This is a genomic window from Laspinema palackyanum D2c (assembly GCF_025370875.1).
Classification (GTDB): Bacteria; Cyanobacteriota; Cyanobacteriia; order Cyanobacteriales; family Laspinemataceae; genus Laspinema; species Laspinema palackyanum.
On sequence record NZ_JAMXFD010000009.1, the window covers coordinates 108,909 to 128,687 of the forward strand.

At 45.8% G+C, this 19,779-nt stretch carries 15 protein-coding genes; 7 read left to right on the top strand and 8 right to left on the bottom strand.

The features are described from left to right. Positions 1-196: 196 nt before the first annotated feature. The 7 genes from NG795_RS13215 to NG795_RS13245 all read right to left on the bottom strand — a co-directional run bounded on the left by NG795_RS13215 (position 197) and on the right by NG795_RS13245 (position 7,967). Entirely contained in the window at positions 197-1,489 is a 1,293-nt protein-coding gene (locus tag NG795_RS13215; protein WP_367289125.1) for an ABC transporter ATP-binding protein, read from the bottom strand. Continuing rightward, positions 1,489-2,334: an ABC transporter permease gene (locus NG795_RS13220; RefSeq protein ID WP_367289126.1), complete on the bottom strand. Its 846-nt coding sequence runs from the start codon at positions 2,332-2,334 to the stop codon at positions 1,489-1,491. Before NG795_RS13220 ends, NG795_RS13215 begins: the two co-directional genes overlap by 1 nt. An 83-nt stretch (positions 2,335-2,417) precedes the next feature. Then, positions 2,418-3,491, bottom strand: a complete 1,074-nt coding sequence (locus tag NG795_RS13225) for a glycosyltransferase family 2 protein (RefSeq protein WP_367289127.1) — start codon at positions 3,489-3,491, stop codon at positions 2,418-2,420. Between the two features lie 70 nt (positions 3,492-3,561). Then, a complete protein-coding gene (locus NG795_RS13230; RefSeq protein ID WP_367289128.1) occupies positions 3,562-4,857 on the bottom strand; it encodes a glycosyltransferase in 1,296 nt (431 codons plus the stop codon). A gap of 153 nt (positions 4,858-5,010) precedes the next feature. Next, complete coding sequence (locus NG795_RS13235; protein ID WP_367289129.1) at positions 5,011-5,994, bottom strand: glycosyltransferase family 2 protein; 984 nt, start codon at positions 5,992-5,994, stop codon at positions 5,011-5,013. Between the two features lie 988 nt (positions 5,995-6,982). After that, positions 6,983-7,516, bottom strand: coding sequence for a ribonuclease HI family protein (locus NG795_RS13240; RefSeq protein ID WP_367289130.1), 534 nt, complete (start codon positions 7,514-7,516; stop codon positions 6,983-6,985). Further along, the gene (locus NG795_RS13245) at positions 7,503-7,967 is read right to left on the bottom strand and encodes a hypothetical protein (RefSeq protein ID WP_367289131.1); all 465 of its coding nucleotides are present in this window, start codon (positions 7,965-7,967) and stop codon (positions 7,503-7,505) included. Before NG795_RS13245 ends, NG795_RS13240 begins: the two co-directional genes overlap by 14 nt. A 135-nt stretch (positions 7,968-8,102) precedes the next feature. Here NG795_RS13245 and NG795_RS13250 point away from each other — a divergent pair, with 135 nt between their 5' ends. The 4 genes from NG795_RS13250 to NG795_RS13265 all read left to right on the top strand — a co-directional run bounded on the left by NG795_RS13250 (position 8,103) and on the right by NG795_RS13265 (position 15,569). Then, entirely contained in the window at positions 8,103-8,753 is a 651-nt protein-coding gene (locus NG795_RS13250; RefSeq protein ID WP_367289132.1) for an HAD family hydrolase, read from the top strand. Between the two features lie 266 nt (positions 8,754-9,019). Continuing rightward, positions 9,020-10,855, top strand: a complete 1,836-nt coding sequence (gene treZ, locus NG795_RS13255; RefSeq protein WP_367289133.1) for a malto-oligosyltrehalose trehalohydrolase — start codon at positions 9,020-9,022, stop codon at positions 10,853-10,855. Between the two features lie 150 nt (positions 10,856-11,005). After that, positions 11,006-13,801 carry a malto-oligosyltrehalose synthase gene (treY, locus tag NG795_RS13260; protein WP_367289134.1) on the top strand — a complete coding sequence of 932 codons (2,796 nt, stop codon included), beginning with the start codon at positions 11,006-11,008 and terminating at the stop codon, positions 13,799-13,801. 238 nt (positions 13,802-14,039) lie between these two features. Further along, a complete protein-coding gene (locus NG795_RS13265; protein ID WP_367289135.1) occupies positions 14,040-15,569 on the top strand; it encodes a trehalase family glycosidase in 1,530 nt (509 codons plus the stop codon). Positions 15,570-15,876: 307 nt separating this feature from the next. Here NG795_RS13265 and NG795_RS13270 read toward each other — a convergent pair whose 3' ends face one another. Continuing rightward, a complete protein-coding gene (locus NG795_RS13270) occupies positions 15,877-16,221 on the bottom strand; it encodes a DUF4342 domain-containing protein (protein ID WP_367289136.1) in 345 nt (114 codons plus the stop codon). Between NG795_RS13270 and NG795_RS13275 the strand changes: the two genes are divergently transcribed. From NG795_RS13275 to NG795_RS13285, 3 genes are all read left to right on the top strand, one after another. After that, positions 16,220-16,363 carry a hypothetical protein gene (locus NG795_RS13275; RefSeq protein ID WP_367289137.1) on the top strand — a complete coding sequence of 48 codons (144 nt, stop codon included), beginning with the start codon at positions 16,220-16,222 and terminating at the stop codon, positions 16,361-16,363. The genes NG795_RS13270 and NG795_RS13275 overlap by 2 nt on opposite strands. A gap of 647 nt (positions 16,364-17,010) precedes the next feature. Beyond that, positions 17,011-17,868 carry an AAA family ATPase gene (locus NG795_RS13280; protein WP_367289138.1) on the top strand — a complete coding sequence of 286 codons (858 nt, stop codon included), beginning with the start codon at positions 17,011-17,013 and terminating at the stop codon, positions 17,866-17,868. A gap of 317 nt (positions 17,869-18,185) precedes the next feature. Continuing rightward, positions 18,186-19,779 (top strand): helix-hairpin-helix domain-containing protein (locus NG795_RS13285; protein WP_367289139.1); only part of this gene is annotated, 1,594 nt, incomplete at its 3' end.

Sequence of the window (19,779 nt, forward strand, 5' to 3'; positions counted from 1 at the left end):
CCTCGTGAGGGGGCTTCTGCCGCGTCACGCAATCTGGAGGCTCTGCCTCCAGTCCGCAAGCAAGGGTTTAAGCGGCCTATTATTGTACCTATCACGGCTTCAAATCCTCATTAAAGGTACCGGCGGCAGAGCCGCCAAGAGTGCGTGACGCGCTTAAGCCCCGTCACGAGAAAACGCCAGACGCACTCTATCATCCCTAATCCTGATGATGAAGCACTTTCCAACTCCGGGGTTGATAAAACAGACAGCGGCTGGTTACTTTATTAGATTTCACAGTAAATCTAAAGGATTCTACAATATCCAAGGATTTCACCCCGGTTCTGATATAAATCTTGGCACTATATGCACCGGGAACTAAACCGCACTGCGGCAAGTGCATCTGAATTTCCACTCGTCCTGGGGAGATTTCCAATAACTCATTATCACTGGCTGTCGTGAGATATAACACATACTCGCGATCGCCTCCTAATCCCGTGAGCAAAAACCCTAAATTGGCATTCTCAAAATAGCCCGACGACTTACATTCAACGGATAAACAAGCCGGTTCTCCAGAATTGACATATTCTAAAATATTTCCTGCTTCATCTTTAAAACAAACCTGGGTAATATCTAACCCCATGCTTTCCTCGGGGGATTTTGGCGGGAGGACCATTGCGCCGGTTGCTTTATCGGTACCACTCAAACAGAGGTCTTCCTCATAGTGGCGAATCACTGACTCAGTTTCCCCGGAGGTAATCAGTTGTCCTTTCTTCAAATAAATCGAGCGATCGCAAACATTCAGCAAACTGTGGGAATTATGGGACACCAGAATAAAAGCGGTCCCCGTTTCCCGCAATTCAGCCAAGCGGCGATGACACTTAATTTTGAACTTGACATCTCCGACAGCTAACACCTCATCAATCAACAGAATATCTGGATTAATATGAGCCGCACAAGCAAATCCTAATCGCGCCGCCATCCCTGAACTATAGGTTTGAACCGGCGCATCAATGGCATCGGCAATCTCCGCAAACTCCACCACTTCATCAAAGCGTTCCTCAATTTCTCGGGTGGGTAACCCCAAAATTGACATATTGGCATAAATATTTTCTCGCCCGGTTAAAATGGGATTAAATCCCGCTCCCAAGGCAATTAAAGGGGCAACGCGGCCTCGGATTTTCACCGAGCCAGTATCTGGATGGATTAACCCACTAATAATCCTTAAAAGGGTACTTTTTCCGGCTCCATTCGCTCCTACTAATCCCAGGGCCTCCCCCCGTCTAAGTTCAAACTCAATATCACGGAGCGCCCAAAATTCTCCCTCTCGCAGCACATCGCTTTTTCTCCCCCCTCCAATTAATTCAGCCGCAATATCTCGCACCCCATAGAGCAAAGATTTCTTTAAATTTCGGCAAAATTTCTTAGACAGGTTTTCCACCGAAACCAACAAATCAGAATCATCGGAAGTGGGAGGGGTAAAATCTTGTTGTTTCAATTCTTCGACTATCATCAGGAACTCACTCTTTCGATCGCAAATGGCAAGGCAATTCGGAATCCTACCCAAGTTACCACTAATCCCAGTAAAGTGAACAAGCTGGCAACCCAAAACCCAGTCTGCTGGGTCAGAATTCCTGTGGTGGCTAACTCTCGGGTGGTGACGAGTAAGGGGGTCACGGGATTTAGTTTAACGATTGTTGCAAAGGTTCCCTCCTCCGGAACGGGATAAACCACTGGGGTGATAAATAACCACAATCCCGTAAGCATGGTTAATCCTTTGGAAACATCTTTATATAAAAGACCGAGGGGGGCTAATAAAATACCGAAAAATGTCCCGAGTAAAATTAAATGAATTAAGGCAACTGGCGCTAAAATGATGGTCCAACTGACGGGGACTCGAAATATCAGAAATAAGGCGCAAATTAAAATCATTTTGATGCCAAAATTAAACCCCACTTCCCCTAATTTTGCTAAAATTAAAGCTTCGCGGGGAAATTTAACTCGGGCTAACATGGGTTTAGCATCGGTTGAGGCTTGAACGGGACCTTGTAAGGATTCCACAAAGGTTTGCCAAAGTGCGGTGCTAAACATGACATAAGCGGGATAGGGAATGTCGGTTTCCCCAATGGAAATGGCTCTAGCATTTCCGGCTAGAGTAAATCCCACTGCCATTGCGATCGGGGGAATAAATGCCCAAGCAATTCCTAGAAAGGACTGGCGATATTGAGCGCTGATATCCCTAACCATCAGCCGCCATGCGAGCGATCGCGCTGCCAGCAAATCCCGCCACATTTGTCGGAACATTCGTTTCGGATGTCGGAGTTCGCTCTGGGGAGTATAAATGTATTCGGGTCGCATATTTCGTTTACCGACTGGAGATTAAGAAAGTACAGCAATTGTAGCAATTGTAGGGTGGGCATTGCCCACCCTACGCAGAAAGCTTAAGATTGAGATAGTGAGGGAGTGGGTTTGTTCTGTTCCTTGGGTTGAGTTTCTGTTGGCATCACGGGTTTAATTTCGATGGGTTCAGATTGCTGTTTGACGTAGCGATCGCTCAAGTAACGGTTGAGCAACTTGTCCAAAGGACAGAGAATCCGCCGTTCAAAAAAGCCACTTTTAATCCCAAAAGTCAACCGTTCACTTAACGGCATCAAAATTGACTTTCTGCGCCGCCATCCCATCCGTTTATACTTCACTTGAAAATAAGCATCTTCGTCCAGATTCCATTTATCCCGTAAGCGGTGCAAACTATTCAACTGCCATGCATCACTCCATCGCAGCATATAGAAGGGTAAATCGGTCAATTCTAGGGGAGGACCGGGAACATAAGTCACCAGGGATGCAGGCTCAAAATAGACGGTTTCCCCCGCTTCTCGGACACTCATACAGAAGTCGAGATGTTCTTTTGTATTCAGCATCGCTTCATCCAGGGGTCCGAGGCGATCAAATATCGAACGACGCACCAAAACGCAATGAAACTCAGCCAATTCCGTTTCATGTCGCTGAAGTTCGTCGCGCACTTCAGCCACCCGTTTCCCTTGCTTATACATTTTTTCCCGCAGTCGGCGTCGGGGATGTTCTCCATTGTTGTCCGTCCAAATATGGGACTCTCCTCCAGCAAAATGGACGATTTCATGAACGGGTTTATCTTGGCACATCAGAGGACCAACAACGGTGGCATTGGTTTCTTCCGCACAGTCAATCAATCGTTCCAACCATCCGGCACTGACAACGACATCGTTATCTAGGAACGCGACATATTTTGTTTTAACCTGACTCAAGCCAATATTGCGACTTTTATTCGGGGATAAATAACGATTAACTCGAATTAGGTTAAACTCGTGCAAGCGGGCTTGTTCTTCTAAATATTGGCGCACTCCATCGGGAGAGTTGCCATCTACATAGACTAATTTAAACGGAATATCCGTATATTGATAAATGCTTTCTAAGGATTCACGGGTACAACTAAACCGTTCCCGAGGAACAACAACAAGAGTAACTTGAGGTTCAGGCATGGTTAATATCTCCTTAAACTGTCTGTTGGTTAAAAATTCGGTAAATTCGCTAAAAATCAAGTCCCGCAGATTATTCATTTTGAACGGGAATCCAGGGAGAGGGTTGGGGTGACTGGGCTTTTGGGGGAGCGTTGAGTGCCTGCTGATAAATATCCACGAGGCGATCGTTGAGGGGGTTAATATTGTAATGGGTTTCTACTTCCATGCGCCCAGATTGACCCAGTTGCGCCCACTGTTCCGGATGCTCAATTAGAACCTTGATTTTCTCAGCTAATCCCTGAGCATCTCGTTCCGGAACGAGAACGCCGGAAATCCCATCTCGGACTAATTCTGGAATTCCTCCATGATAGGTACTAATTACGGGCAACCCCATCGCCATTGCTTCTTTTAAAACATTAATCGGCGCATCGCAGTCGCCATCGGCAGCGGTGACACTCGGAGCCATAAACAGATGAGAGTTCGCTAAAATCTCTTGAATTTCTGGCTGAGTTTTCCAGCCGAGTAACTGGACTGAATCTTTGACGCCCAGTTCGTCAATTAATTGTTCTAATTCCGGTTTTAAAGGACCATCGCCAATAATTTGATAGGTTAAATTAGGATATTCGGGGACCAGTTGAGCCACGGCGCGAATTGCGTATTCAATTCCCTTTTTTTCACTGAGTCGTCCCGTAGTGGTAATGCGGATTTTTCCATCGGCAGGAGGACGAGGGGGGGAGAAAGTGAAGTCCCGAGGTTCTAGTCCGGAACGGACCACAGCGAGGCGATTGGGGTCACAGCCAATGCGGATCAGTTCGCGCTTGAAATAGTCGCAGTTGGTCATGAAAAAGTCGCCCTGTTCAAATAGGGGTTCGTAAACGCGATCGCCCTGTTCCCTCAGGTACAGGCTAATATCAAAGCCGCGAAAGGTTGTAACTAATTTTGCAGAAGGGAAACAGATATCCCGAAAAGAAATTCCTCTTAATCCCAGGTCCCCAAATTGACAATGAATGATGTCATAAGGTTTTTTGTCCAGGGTGGGGATGGCGACATGGAGTAACCAGAAGGTTGCCGCTGGGGTACCATATTTAAAAACGTTGAGCGATCGCAACACCGTTCCGGGATTTTTGGAGAAATTCGCGGCAAATAATTTCAACCCATTCAGCCAACGAATGGCATAATTTGAGCTAATTTCCGGTAAGGGATAGGTGCGATCGAGGAGGTGATATTTCTCTACATCCGGATGCACTTTTTCCAAATTTTGGGCGGGGATACCTTCTAGGGGATAAATATCTACTTCATGATTGCGATCAATCAAGCCCGTAATCTGATTCAAAATGAAAGTTTGGGATAATACTGGAAAGTGTCTGACAATCAAAGCTATTCTCATCGCTGTTTCTCATCCCGTGATGGTGCAGTTAGATTTTTCCCGAATTTTGATGCGTATCCCTGATTTATAAAATTTGGTGTTTTGGCAGAGTTTTTTATCGGATTTAAAAATAATTTCACTCGCCACTTATCTCAATATCTGGAAAAATTCATTCTAAATTGAGCGGTTGGACTTCTCCATTTTTCTCCGTTTGCTGATTTCAGCATTCACGGGCCTCGGTAATTTAAGTCCCGGTTGATTAGGTAGGAAATCCGTGAACAATAGCTTAACTTTTTCCCTGGCTTTAACCCACTTCATCCAGATTAAAAGAGTCATAAACTCTAGTTTGTAGGGTAGATCATTGGGTCTATTGTTATTTCCAATTCTAAACCAAATTCGCAATGGGGGCTTGAGGTCTGCGAGGATAAACTTGAGGAGAACTAACGGAAAATTGGGGCGATGGCGGTTGAGATCATAGGTGGCCCTAGCCACTCTCGTCACCTTTCTCTGGAGTTTTTGCACCGAATCTCGGGCGGGATGACAGATAGCAGCATCAGCAGCAAAACTTTGGGTGTAACCCGCCGCAAAAACGCGCTTTCCCCATTCGCGATCGCCTCCTGATTTCAGCATCGAGTTAAATAACCCGACTTGCTCAAACACTTGTTTATAAGTAAAAACATTGGCCGTCGCAGCAAATTGTTGATATTCCAGATAATATTCTTGCTGCAAAAAGAAAAACTGGTCGTAGAGTTCAGCAGCGGTTGGACGGTGGGGATTTTTAAAGGAAAACAGAACTTTACCCCCCACTAAACCACAATTGGGAACCGATAATAAATGAGCCGTTCCCTTGAATAACCAATCGGACTGGGGAATACAATCGGCATCCGTAAAAGCCAGAACTTCACCTTTAGCGTGTAAAATTCCCTTATTACGAGCGGTATAGGACCCAGGAGAAGGTTCTAGGAGCATTTTCGCTTGCTTAAATTGGCGAACGATTGGCTCAATACTTTCATCGGACCCATTGTCAATCACCAAAACTTCATAAAGATGTTTGGGATAGGTCTGGTTTTCTAATGCCTCCAAACAGATTTGAAGTCGTTTTGGATCATTCAACACGGGAATGATTGTAGAAACAAAGGGTTGAGTTTGCTGATTCATTCTTTTTCTCGGATTAACCAAAGAAGTGTAAGGATTGGCAAGTCTAGTTCCCTTTGGGCAATATATAAAGTTACCCCTAGGAAGGATTTTCCGTTAAGAAGCAGACGATCTAGGAGTGGTGATTGTCGGCAAGAGTGAAAATTTTCCGATGGGCGATCGACCAATTCTGCTATTCTCTCTCCTCGCTTATCTACTCCTAATGGATGATCCGGATGACCCCTTTCCAGAGGGGTAAAGGAGAGAGAGGAAAAAGGGATGGGACACGACTTGTAGCAGGCAATAATAAGAATTGTCGCTGTAAAAGACTTATATCATTTGTATCTAATACCCACCTACAAATCATCTACCTGTGGGATGAATTACTAATATTTTGTATTCCCAATCTTCCGTTTAACCCCGCCCTGTAACCCTCCTCTATCCCCTGCTGATATGCGATTTGCCGCTTCAGAGTTTTTATTATTTTTAAGAAGAAATTAGCTATTTTCTTGAAAAAATATATCGAGTCCCTCGGCCAAATCTGGGAAGATTACTATAGAAATTATTTTTAACCGAGGTTTCCCTATCCCCCTGAGAGCGGCCATTCTAGCCGCTCCCCCAGTTTCGGAGAGCGTTTTTTTTAAATATATCTTAACCTTAGGTTAGCTTAATCTCTATTCCCCCCGTGAGTTGAGGGGCAATCTATCAAAAGAGGTAAACCGAGGTGATTTTTAAATTGACCCTAATCCGTCAACCCTCCTAGGGTAGAGAGGGTCTCATTTCCGCTCTTCTTGGATTCTAAATTACCCTCAAGCCTGGGCTAAGGCTACCCTACTTCACCCCGGTTTTCGCTTTACTTGCAGTCCAATTCTGTACCTGGGCTAGATCTTAACGCTCCGGTGAAGTCGTGAGGTTGAAGTTAGATACGAACCGACTTGATTTGTACTTAGTACCCAGTTAAGAAATGACTAAATTTAGGTTAGCTTTTATTGGAAAATAAAAAGCGATCGAGTTAGGCTTGGTATTCGTCTATGGCTCGATTGGCTTCGGCGTCGGCTAAGGCGTTGTCTGCTCTGCGGACGTGTTCCGGGGGGGCGTAGCTTTCAAATTGATTGAGGAGGGATTTTACTTGGTCATAGAGGGGTTTTAATTCTGGTTTTTTGACGCGGTATTGGCCGAGGAGTTGTTTGACCATCAGTTCACTGTCGGCGCGGAGTTGGACGCGGGTTGCTCCCATTTCTAAGGCGGTTTCTAGGCCGAGAATTGCGGCTTGATATTCGGCTTGATTGTTGGTGGTTTCCCCTAGATATTTACAGACTTTGTTGAGGATATTTCCCTGTTCATCCAGGAGGACTGCACCGGCTCCAGCAGGGCCGGGGTTACGGCGAGAGGCTCCGTCGGAATAGATTGTGATATACATGGAAGATGACTCCTTTAGGGGTGAATGTGTATTGTACTGCAAAAGGGAGAGGCGATCGCAATAATTTGAGGCAGAATGAGATGGAGGGGTGGAGATGCGATCGCCCTCTGGGTTAGGGATATTCAACAATTAAGGGTCCATGAGGCAGCAAGCGGCGATCGGCATGGGCTTTTTTATTGAGGGCATGGAAAGAGGCAATGGGAATCTGTTCACTCACCGGCAATTCACTCAAGTTTTCCACTTCCCAAAATACCGCCCAGGTGCTTTTATCCAGTTGCGCTGAATCGGGGCGAAATCGCTTTTCTCCAGGATATCGACCCCGACGGGAAGGCAGGTGTCCTTGGTAGATGCCATGCCATGCGACGGACATCAGAAGGGGTTTATCGGAGTCAGGATGGGAGGGGTAGATAAACACTTCTACCGCTTGACCTTTTCTGATTTCATCCGCTTCCCGAAACAGTTCCCAGGCATCACTTCCGAAGACAACTTTCCCCTCGCGATCGCAAGTTTCCTTGCCGGAAATTAAGTGGGGTTCGGAAACAGGGGCCAGAATGGCAAAGGCTTTGGTGATGGTCATTTAATTTAACATCCTTAGATTTTCAGACTCAAGGGTTGTCAGGTTGTCGTCAACGAGTTTTTCGGATTCCTCAGATGGGTATTCAAAAAACTGAATTTTCGGCTAATCTCAGTTTACTGGCTTTCTGGAGAAACAATGATATCCGCATTACTTTTTGATTTAGATGGAACCCTGTGCAACAGTGACCCCACTCACTTTGAAACTTGGGTGGAACTGTTGCGGGACTATGGGATGGAGATTGATGAAGCCTTTTATCAATCCCGGATTACCGGACGGCTGACTGAGGCAATTATTCAAGATTTGTTACCCCAACTTTCACCGTCCGAGGGGAAGCAGCTTGCGGATGAAAAGGAAGCGCGCTTCCGCAAACTCGCCTTAAAACTGGAGCAATTGGCGGGGGTGTCCGATATTTTAGCCTGGTCTGAGGAACGGAAATTATTGCGATCGCTCGTCACAAATGCTCCCCCGAAAAATGTAGAATTCATGTTACAAGTATTAGGATTAACCGAGATGTTTGAGTCGGTAATCTTAGCAGAAAATTTACCTGCTGGCAAGCCCGATCCGCTCCCTTATCGAATGGCATTGGAAGGATTAGGCATTTCCGCATCGGAGGCAGTCGCCTTTGAGGATTCTCCCTCGGGGATTCGGTCAGCGGTGGGGGCTGGAATTTACACCATTGGCATTGCCTCGACTCAATCGCCGCAGCATCTCAAAGATTTGGGTGCGTCAATGGCGGTTTCTGATTTCACCGACCCGGAACTGTGGAAGTTGCTAGAAACGATTTAGAGGGCCTTCTATTCCCTTCTAGGTAGGGGTTGAATTGCATTGTTTTATCGCTCAAAAACAATGCAATGGTTGCCTCTGATACCGTTTAGCCGATACCCTCTGAATGCGCCTCTGAATGCGATGGTATTGTAAACGAATTTGCCCCTTAAATCTTCTCTCTTTAGAAAGATGCAACGTTGCCCTGGTTGCAGCAATAATCAGGATTGAGTTTAGTTGAGACATCAAGGGTCTATTCCCACTCTAATCAGTAGGTTCTATTAAAACGTATGACGGTTACACTAGGTTCTAATTATTTGGGGAACGATCGCTGTGAGTTTACAGTTTGGGCACCCACCCTTAAGAACGTGGCGGTGGTGATTGCGGGCGAGGATAAACAACGGGCGATCGCGATGGAACAGCAGGCGGAAGGATACTGGAAGGCGACTGCCGAAGGGATTACACCGGGCACTCGATATTTCTATCAGTTAGATGGGAACCTGATGAGACCGGACCCGGCGGCGCATTTGCAACCGGATGGGGTACATGGGGCCTCAGCAGTGGTGGACCCGAACGCCTTTTCCTGGAGCGATCGCAGTTGGTGTAACCTTCCTCTGTCCGAGTATATCATCTATGAACTGCACGTTGGCACATTTACCCCCGAGGGAACATTTGAGGCGATTATTCCCCGTCTCGGAGTCTTAAAAGAGTTAGGAATTAACGCCATTGAAATTATGCCCGTCGCCCAATTTCCTGGCGATCGCAACTGGGGATATGATGGCGTGTTTCCTTTTGCTGTCCAGAATTCCTACGGAGGACCGGATAAATTAAAAGAATTGGTAGATGCCTGTCATCAACAAGGCATTGCCGTCATCATAGATGTGGTTTATAACCATCTGGGTCCCGAAGGCAATTATTTACCGGATTTTGGGCCATATTTTACCAATAAATATCGCCCCCTGTGGGGAGAAGCGATGAATTTTGATGAAGAATACAGCGATGGAGTTCGCAACTTTTTCATTGAAAATGCTCTCTATTGGCTGCGCGATTATCATATTGATGCATTACGCTTAGATGCAATTCAAGCCATTTTTGAAATGGGAGCGCGGCCCTTTTTACAGCAACTTTCCGATGCGGTGGCGGACTTATCTGAGCAGGAAGGACGAAAATTTTATATAACGGCAGAAAGCGATTTAAACGATGTTCGGGTGCTGCGTCCCAAAGAATTGGGAGGATATGGACTTGACTCCCAATGGTGTGATGATTTCCATCACGTTCTGCATACCTTGCTGACCGGAGAGGATGACCGATATTATCAAGATTTTGGTCAGATTCAACAGTTGGTTAAATCCTTTAAAGAGGGGTTTGTTTATGATGGACAATATGCCCCTCATCGCAAGCGCAGACATGGAAATTCATCCAAAGACCAACCGGCTCATCAATTCATTGTTTTTTCTCAAAACCATGACCAAACTGGAAACAGAATTGGGGGCGATCGGCTCTCTACTCTAATTTCCTTTGATGGATTAAAACTAGCGGCAGCCACCATTTTACTCTCTCCCTTCTTACCCTTTTTATTCATGGGAGAAGAGTATGGAGAAACCGCCCCATTTTTATATTTTGTCAGCCACTCGGACGAGGACCTAATCGAAGCCATTCGCCAAGACAAAGAAAAAGAATTTACACAGGGTTCGGAATCGGGAAAATTTAATAATCCTCAAGATGTTAATACCTTTAATCAATGCAAACTTAATTGGGAAAAGCATCAACAAGGTCAACATCAGATCCTCTGGAACTTTTACCGCAGGTTAATTGAACTGCGCCGCACCATTCCCGCCCTGAAAAACCGCAGTAAAGAAACCCTAGACTCTAGCTGCCTAGAAGCGGAAAATCTCCTGTTTGTCCGGCGATGGCATGACAATAGTCAAGTCTTTTATGTGATTAATTTCAGCAACAATATGGTCAAATTTGAACCCAATATTCCCGAGGGAAATTGGCAGAAAATATTAGACTCATCAGAAGAAAGTTGGAAAGGTTCAGGGGCGTCTTTACCGGATGTGATTCAACCCCAAAAATCTATCTCAATTCCCCCTTTAGCCGTTGCAGTTTATCAAATTTCTGGATAAAAATATCCCCGCATCTCTTTCCCAGGCAGGGCCTGGGAATGCCAAATTGGAGGCTCTGCCTCCTATCTACTCAAGCCTACAAAATATAAAATAGCTTGACGTTAGGAAAAACCTGACTCTCTTTCATTTTAACCAAAAACCAAGTCAAACATGAGAATTCCTCAAGCAACTTACCGAATTCAATTTAATTCTAAATTCCAGTTTGCAGACGCCGAAAAAATTGTTGAATATCTGGCCGATTTAGGAATTTCTGATATTTACGCTTCCCCAATTTTTAAAGCTCGTCAAGGCAGTACCCACGGCTATGATGTGGTAGACCCCAATCAACTCAATCCTGAACTGGGAACTCCAGAAGCATTTGAGTCTTTGATGGAAAAAGTCCAAGGGAAAAACCTCGGATGGGTTCAGGATATTGTCCCCAATCATACCGCGTATGATAGTGAAAATTCCATGCTGATGGATGTCCTAGAAAATGGTGCAGCATCGGATTATTTTGACTACTTTGATATTGCCTGGAATGCTCCTTATGGCGATATTAGTGAAGGGGTTCTCGCGCCTTTGCTGGGAAATTTTTATCAAGAATGTCTAGAAAATGGCGAAATTCAGCTTCAATACGATGCCACGGGGTTAACCGTCCAGTATTATAGCCTAAAACTGCCGATTCGGATTGAGTCTTATGTGTCTTTTTTGACCCATAATTTAGGCAAACTGCGAAGAACCTTGGGGCGAAATCATCCTGAGTTTATCAAACTCCTGGGAATTCTTTACTTATTAAAAAGTATTCCCGCCGAAACTAAAGGGCGAGAACGGTATGATCAACTCACTTTTGTTAAAGGATTGTTGTGGGAGTTGTATGACCAAAATCCCGATATCTGCCAATTTATCCAGGATAATTTAAAGGAATTTAATGGCACACCGGGAATATCTGAAAGCTTTAATTTGCTGGAAGAGTTGCTGCGGGAACAAGTGTATCGCCTCACTTTTTGGAAAGTGGGGGCGGAAGAAATTAACTACCGGCGATTTTTTACGGTAAATGAACTGATTTCCATGCGGGTGGAAACCCTGCGGGTGTTTCATGATACCCATGATTTAATTGCCAAATTGGTCAAAGAGGGAAAATTTACCGGGGTGCGGATCGATCATATTGATGGACTCTATGACCCTCAGCAATATTTAGAACGATTGCGAGAAAAATTAGGGGATATCTACATTACGGTGGAAAAAATCCTGGAAATGGCCGAAATCATGCCCTCAAATTGGCCAATTCAGGGAACCAGTGGCTATGATTTTATGAATCGGTTGAATGGGTTATTCTGTAACCGGAATACTCAAGACCGATTTAGTGAAATTTATGGCAAGTTTACGGGATTAAATCCCAGTTACAAAGACTTGTTTTTTGAGAAAAAGCATCTGATTGTCGATCGCAATATGGCAGGAGATGCGGACAATCTGGCTCATTTGTTAAAATCCATTGCCAATCAATCTCGGGAGGGTCGAGATTTTACCTTGTATTCCCTGAAACGAGCGCTGGTGGAGGTGCTGGTGGCGTTTCCGGTGTATCGCACCTACATTAATGGGGAGGGGGTCAGCAGTCGCGATCGCCACTATATCAAAGAGGTAATTGCTCAAGCGAAACAGCTTCTGCCATTGCAGGGAAAAGAGCTTGAGTTTATTGAAAAATTAATGTTGCTGGAAAATGCCGATTATTTAACGGAAGAAGAACGAGAACAACGTCTCTATTCCGTGATGCGGATTCAGCAATGGACAGGACCTTTGATGGCAAAAGGGATTGAAGATACCCTGTTTTACGTTTACAATCGCTTAGTTTCTCTCAATGAAGTGGGCGGCGACCCGGCCCTATTTGGCCTAACTTTAGAAGAGTTTCATGAGTTTAATACTGAACAAAAAGAAACTTGGATTCATAAAATGAATGCCACCTCTACCCATGATACTAAGCGGGGAGAAGATGTTCGCGCCCGAATTAATGTCCTGTCAGAAATTCCCGATGAGTGGGAACAGCACATTACATCCTGGCGGGAAATTAATCAAGGACATAAAACCAAACTCACGGATAAAGTCGTCCCCACTGCCAATGATGAATATTTCTTTTATCAAACCCTGTTAGGTGCTTTTCCCTTTGCCGAAAGCGAGTATTCTGAATTTATTCAGCGCGTTAAAGATTGTTCAATAAAATCGGTGCGAGAGGCGAAAGTTCACACCGCTTGGTTGCGCCCTGATACGGCTTATGAAGAGGGATTTTTGGCCTTTATCGATGCAGTGATGCAACCGTCGCCTGAAAATCCATTTTTCCAAAAATTTCAGCCATTCCAACAGAAAATAGCCGCTTATGGGGTTTATAATTCTTTAGCTCAAGTGCTGCTGAAATTGACCACTCCCGGCGTGCCTGATTTTTATCAGGGAACAGAATTGTGGGATTTGAGTTTAGTGGACCCGGATAATCGTCGTCCCGTGGATTTTGAGTACCGGATAGCCGCTTTAAGGGAGATTCGGACTCAAGCATCGGAGGATATTTTAGGTTTGATGAAGGGGGTGCTTTCTCATCCGGAATCTGGAAAGATTAAACTGTTTGCGATCGCCCAAATTTTAAAGGCAAAATCTCAGGCAATGGAACTGTTCCAAACGGGAGATTATCACCCCCTAAAATCGTCGGGAAAATTTAGTGAAAATGTGGTAGCATTTGCCCGATCGCTGGGGAATCAAGTGGCGATCGCGATCGCACCCCGCTTTCTCACTCATCTCATTCAACCGGGCACTCTCCCCCTGGGAGAAGTCTGGCAAGACACCCATTTAGAATTGCCTTCAGAACTCCCCTCCCAGTGGCAGGATGCAATTTCTGGACAACCCATTCAAACTGATGGCACCTTGTCCCTTGCCCAAACCTTAACCCATTTCCCCATCGCCTTGTTAATCAGTCAAACCTCCTAATTATGGCATAGCCGAGATGAAATTAACCCGGGTGAAACCCCCTTAATGCGGATTTATATAGCGGTTTCCCTACTTATGAGGTACATTTTGGGAGTGCGCGCATCTTGCTCGCACTCCTTAAATAGAGTCGCATTCCGACCAACTTTTTACAGGAACGCTACAATAGAAAAAGGTGCAAACTCTTAGCTGGAGTTGCCTGTTTTTTTAACTGCCCATTTAACATCAATTGGTGATAACAATGTTAGCCGATGTCTTTCAACCCAACGAATTTCCCAGTCCCGAACGCATTGCCGCCATGCGAGAATATATCAAGAAAACCTGGAAAACCCTCTATCGTTCTCATGCTCATATTTTAGAAGCGGCCAAAGATGAAAAAATCGGCCATACCGATGCCCAACGCTGGCCGATTTATATTTCTGCAATGGAGGATAAAGCCCGGGTAGAAGCTGAATTTAAAAGCGTTTTAAGTCCCGCAGAATTTAAACAAATTGAAGTGCTGAGATTACCCTCAGAAATGGACCAAATTACCGAACATGGATTGCTGTATCTTCCTGGGGATTATGTGGTTCCTGGAGGTCGGTTTAATGAAATGTATGGATGGGATAGTTATTTTATCGTCCTGGGATTGTTACGCGATGGGGAGATAGAATTAGCGAAAAGTCAAGTGGATCAGCTAATATATCAAATTGACCATTATGGAACGATTTTAAATGCGAATCGGAGTTATTTGTTGTCCCGATCGCAACCGCCATTTTTAACGCCGATGATTTTGGCGGTGTATGAGCATACCCAGGATCAAGACTGGTTGCGATCGCTCTTGGGGGCGGTAGAAAGTCATTACTATTACTGGATTGTCCCCCCACACTTAAATCAATCCACAGGACTTTCTCGCTATTGTGCCTTGGGAGAGGGACCCGCCCCAGAAGTGCTGGTGTCCGAAACCGATGCTCAGGGGCGAACTCACTACGATCGCATCCGAGAATATTATCGGCGATTTGAAGTGATGGCGTATGATGTGAGCTTGTATTACGACAAGGAAACCGATACCCTGACTGACCTTTTTTATAAAGGCGATCGCTCCATGAGAGAATCCGGATTTGACCCTTCCAACCGTTTTGGTCCTTTTAATATCGATATTATTCATTACGCGCCCGTTTGTTTGAACGCGCTGCTGTATCGAATGGAACAAGATATTGCCCAAATTTTGAAGATTTTAGGCAATCCACAACTGGCAGAATTATGGGATGAGCGCGCTCAAACCCGCCATCAGCTCATCGATAAATTCCTCTGGGATGAACCCTCCGGTTTGTATTTAGATTATAACTTCCGGACCAATGAACGCCGCCTGTATGAATTTGCTACCACCTTTTATCCCTTGTGGGTTGGACTTGCCTCAGAAAAACAAGCGCAACGAGTGGTAGAAAACTTGGAGTTATTTGAAGCCCCCGGAGGATTACTCACCAGTTCTCATGTCACGGGAAATCAATGGGATGCACCCTTTGGTTGGGCACCTTTAACCTTAATTGCGGTGGAAGGATTGTATCGCTATGGGTATCGCAGCGAAGGCGATCGCATTGGGGGCAAGTTCATTAATTTAGTCACCCAAGAATTTGAAAAAACCGGCACGCTTTTAGAAAAATATGACGTCCTCTCCTGTTCGTCAGAAGTCTCAAACGAAATTGTTTTTGGATACAGTACCAATGAAATTGGATTTGGTTGGACCAATGGCTCAGTTTTGGAACTGTTAGCCGAAGCGAAAAAGATGTAAAAAAACCGAGTGCATCTCATTGGGGTCGCCCTCACCCTAAATCCCTCTCCCAAAGTGGGAGAGGGACTTTGAATCCGGCTCCCCTTCTCCCCCTGAGCTAAGTCGAAGGGTTGGGAGAAGGGGTTGGGGGATGAGGGGGAACTGTCCAAACCGAAAAAGGGGTAATTGATGAATTACCCCTCTTTTTTATTTCAGGTATTCCATAAATCCGGGATGGATTGGGGATAAATTAAACCCATTACAAAATTTTAAAAGGCTACCTTAAAAAAGGGGATTTTGGGAAATTTTTATGCCATTTGCAAGAGGTCTAATCTTCTTTTTTCTCAACAACTAGGGTGAGACGAGCGACCATCGCGCCAATTGCGCCAACTGCTGCAACGACGGGAAATAATGCCACGCCAATGGTTCCCCCAACCACGCCCACGGTGAGGGGAATTTCAATTAAGGTGTGACCCTCTTCATTTTTAATGACAATCCGTCGGGCATTTCCTTGTTGAATTAGTTCTCTAACTTTTTTTGTCAGGTCGTCTCCATTTAGTTTAAACTCTTCAACCCGAACGTTGGAATTAGTTTGCACTTCCGGGTCAATGGACCTGATAGGTTCTTGGAAAGGAGTTCCGATGGGATCTTCTGGACGAATAGGTTCAGTCATGATAACCAGTCCTCTCAATGAAAGTATGCTTATAGTTTATCAAATGGTTTTAGGGATGAGTGGCGATCGCCCCAGGAGAAGCGATCGCCTGGAGGGTACAACCGGGCAAAGAGGTATCCCCGTCGTCTCCACAGGGAGTTAAGTCTAATTCCCCGGTGATAGAAACGGGGGATTCCGAAGGGGGAGAGGGTTCGGAAGCTGCTCAATGGAGACTTGAGCCTATTTTCGCTACAATCATCACAGCAGAACTCAACAGAGGACGGGAGGGATGATCCAGGAGAATTGATGCAAAAGGGGGACGGGTTGCCTGGGGTTGCACTCTTGACAACCGGGTGAGGGACAAGGGAGGATTTGAAAACCTCTCCCTGGCATTCTTGGGCGTTAGTACAGTCATTAGTGCAGTAAAGGGTAAACACCGCGTTTCTTTACCGCATCTCTACTTACTTTGGCACAATGAGGATAGAAAATCCGGTTTCTTGCGCCCTTGATTTAATCTTGATCTAAGACTGGACTGATGCCCTACTGTTCAACGGCGATCGCCATCGATGAGGGGTCTAACCCTCTATCCGGGAAAGGACAAAACTCTCAGAACTCATTGGGGAGAAACCTTCTACTTGATGCGGGGCAACAGGTTGATTTGAAATCTCGATTTAAACTTTTTAAAAGCATTTCTTTTTAGGTCAATTAATCACTTTAAATGGGTATCATTCAATGTCGAAACGGGAGCATCTACTCATCCAATTTAAGGAACTAACCAAACCGTATAATTGGCTTGAAATAACCGAATTTATGTTATTAGTAGGTTCGGTGGCCGGGACCGTGGCAGCGGCGATCGCCAAACAGGCTGCATACGCTGCGGCCCCAGTCACCCTTGCCCTCTGGCTGAATTTTCTGAATCAGAAACGTCGAGAGGGGCTCAACCAAGAGAAAATTCCCGCTGTGATTTCTGAAATCGAGCTAAAATTGTCAGAATTAGACCGACAGTTAAAAGCCATCCCGGAGCCAGTTCCCTTTAACTTAAACGAAGTCAATGAGGAACTCTCAAAGCTGAATAAATCGGTTACCATGATTGAGGGTAAAGCCGCCTTCATGACTTCAAAAGTTTACGATAATTTAACTTTAAAAATTGAAGCCCTACACAAACAGATTGCTGAATTTACTGAACCTTTTGATTTAACCCGGTTTGAAGCCAAAATTGCCTCTTTGAATGTAGCCGTCCAATTTTTAGCTCAACGCCCGATTATTGATTTACAAGAATTTGAAAAACTGCATCGTCAAATTTTACAAATCGAAGCCGATCGCCGAGAGGTCCTCTCTCCTTATCTTCAGCAATTGGAAGGAGAAATTCAAAAGTTACAACAGACCGATCTAATTCTCTCCCGCAAGGTGGATACCCTGACTCAAAAGTTTAACGCTCGACCGGAAATGGCCCAACTGTCTAAATTAAGCCGCATCGTCGCCCGATTGAGTGATAGTTTAAACCAAATGCAACAGACCGAAGCGATCGCCTCCCTCTATGAAGACATCTCCGGACTCTCCCGCGAGATCAACCAGTTAAAGCAACAATTGAAATCCCAACCCACACTCACCCGGGTTCAGGAACTGCCCCGAACTCAGCAGAATGATCCCTTCGGGATCGAGCGGTAGGGGGATCACCCTGGATTCAACCCCCCAGACCCTTCTCCTCGGCCTTTCTTGCCTTTCCCCCTCCCGGGTGAAGCGCCCCTGCCAACTGAATCGCAACTTATCCCCGCGACAGTTTCTATGGATTTAAGCGGGCAGGTTGGTGGCAAAATAGAATAGGGGTCTATTTTTATTCTTTTTGGGACTTAGAAGCCACCCAGTTTTCAATTAAAATAGTTTCTTCTATGCCAGACTTAATAGTTTAGCGTCGATCCCCGATCACCCGAGGATGATCCTCAATGTTAACCAATAAAGAAAAGGATAAGAGGAGGTAAAAAGAAGTGACCACCGATATTACCACAAAAGAAGTCCGAGCGCAGATCGAAGCCATAAAAATTAAAGTTGAACGCAACGGGCATTTGACCCCGATCGCCCAGATTGCACCCGTCGAGGTAGGAGGTACTAAAATCGAGTATGCCACCTTCCTCGGCAGCGATCGCTTCACCGAGTTAAACCCCCAAATCGGCGATACCCTACTCCTGTGTCATGGGGGAACCGACAAAATGGCGGAAGTGGTGGGGGTGATTGCAGAAGAACGGTCTTCCGGCAGTCAATCCTTTAAAATGCCGACCCATTGCCCAGAATGCCAATCCCCCGTCATCCGGACCGCCGATGATGAAATCAGCTGCATTAATTCCTCCTGTGCGCCCATTCTTCCCTACAGCCTGCTCAATTGGGCCAGTCGAGATGCAATGGAAATTAGCGGATTGGGAGAAAAACTGGCACACCAACTCATCGAACATGGCCTGGTTAAATCCGTTGCCGACTTGTATGAACTCAACGCCGACCAACTGATCACCCTGGAACGGATGGGGAAAAAATCCGCGAAAAACCTACTCAAGGCGATCGCCAAATCCAAATCCCTCCCCTGGTCCAGAGTCCTCGCCAGTTTGGGCATCCGCCAAGTCGGTCGGGCCACCGCGCAACTACTCACCCAACAGTTTTCCACCGTCGGAGACCTCGCTAAATCTGAAATCGCCGAACTAGAGGCCATTGAGCGCATCAGTCCCGAAACCGCCCAGTCTGTCTATTCCTGGTTCCGGATTCAGGCCAATCAAACCTTAATTGAGCGCTTATCTGCCGCCGGGTTGCAACTCCCTTCGGTGGCATTACCGGCGCTCCTCGATGTCCCTGCCGCCCCAGAAACCGCGACCCAGGAGGTTCAAACTTCCTCTGCACCCTTGGACAAAGAACCCATTGCTATGCCTGCTCCTGCTCCTTCAGAAACCCCCACTCATGAACAGTCCCAATTCGATGGGACTGCTCAACAATTACAAACCGCCACTGAACGCAACGCTCAATTACAATCGGATTTAGAGCAAGCCACTCAGCATTCCGGTCAATTGCAATCGCAGTTAGAGGAGATTCGGACCAACTTAGAACGGGCTGAACAACAAACGGCGCAACTCCAATCGGAACTAGCGGAAACTCGGCAACAGTTGGCACAGGCGAATCAATCGGAGTCCCTGGAATCGGAACTGGCTCAAACCCGCATCCAACTCTCCCAAGCTCAGGAGCAAACGGCTCAATTAAATGCTCAATTACAGGAAATTCAGTCCGCGTTAGAAGCTTCTACTCGCCAAACTGAAGAAGTCCAAACCGAGTTACAGCGATCGCAACAAAATTCCGGGGAATTAGAATCCCAACTGAATCAGTTACGCACCGAGTTAGAGCAATCGCATCAACAGTCAGGGGAATTAGAATCCCAACTGAATCAAGTGCGAACTGAGTTAGAGCAAGCTCATCAACAGTCAGGGGAATTAAACTCTCAACTGACTCAAGTGCAAACCCAATTAACGCAATCGCATCAACAGTCAGGGGAATTAGAATCCCAACTGAATCAAGTGCGAACTGAGTTAGAGCAAGCTCATCAAC

Bases quoted from the DNA above. Each gene is read 5' to 3' on its own strand.
- NG795_RS13215 (WP_367289125.1), bottom strand. From the start codon at position 1,489: ATGATAGTCGAAGAATTGAAACAACAAGATTTTACCCCTCCCACTTCC.
- NG795_RS13220 (WP_367289126.1), bottom strand. From the start codon at position 2,334: ATGCGACCCGAATACATTTATACTCCCCAGAGCGAACTCCGACATCCG.
- NG795_RS13225 (WP_367289127.1), bottom strand. From the start codon at position 3,491: ATGCCTGAACCTCAAGTTACTCTTGTTGTTGTTCCTCGGGAACGGTTT.
- NG795_RS13230 (WP_367289128.1), bottom strand. From the start codon at position 4,857: ATGAGAATAGCTTTGATTGTCAGACACTTTCCAGTATTATCCCAAACT.
- NG795_RS13235 (WP_367289129.1), bottom strand. From the start codon at position 5,994: ATGAATCAGCAAACTCAACCCTTTGTTTCTACAATCATTCCCGTGTTG.
- NG795_RS13245 (WP_367289131.1), bottom strand. From the start codon at position 7,967: ATGACCATCACCAAAGCCTTTGCCATTCTGGCCCCTGTTTCCGAACCC.
- NG795_RS13250 (WP_367289132.1), top strand. From the start codon at position 8,103: ATGATATCCGCATTACTTTTTGATTTAGATGGAACCCTGTGCAACAGT.
- treZ (WP_367289133.1), top strand. From the start codon at position 9,020: ATGACGGTTACACTAGGTTCTAATTATTTGGGGAACGATCGCTGTGAG.
- treY (WP_367289134.1), top strand. From the start codon at position 11,006: ATGAGAATTCCTCAAGCAACTTACCGAATTCAATTTAATTCTAAATTC.
- NG795_RS13265 (WP_367289135.1), top strand. From the start codon at position 14,040: ATGTTAGCCGATGTCTTTCAACCCAACGAATTTCCCAGTCCCGAACGC.
- NG795_RS13275 (WP_367289137.1), top strand. From the start codon at position 16,220: ATGATAACCAGTCCTCTCAATGAAAGTATGCTTATAGTTTATCAAATG.
- NG795_RS13270 (WP_367289136.1), bottom strand. From the start codon at position 16,221: ATGACTGAACCTATTCGTCCAGAAGATCCCATCGGAACTCCTTTCCAA.
- NG795_RS13280 (WP_367289138.1), top strand. From the start codon at position 17,011: ATGTTATTAGTAGGTTCGGTGGCCGGGACCGTGGCAGCGGCGATCGCC.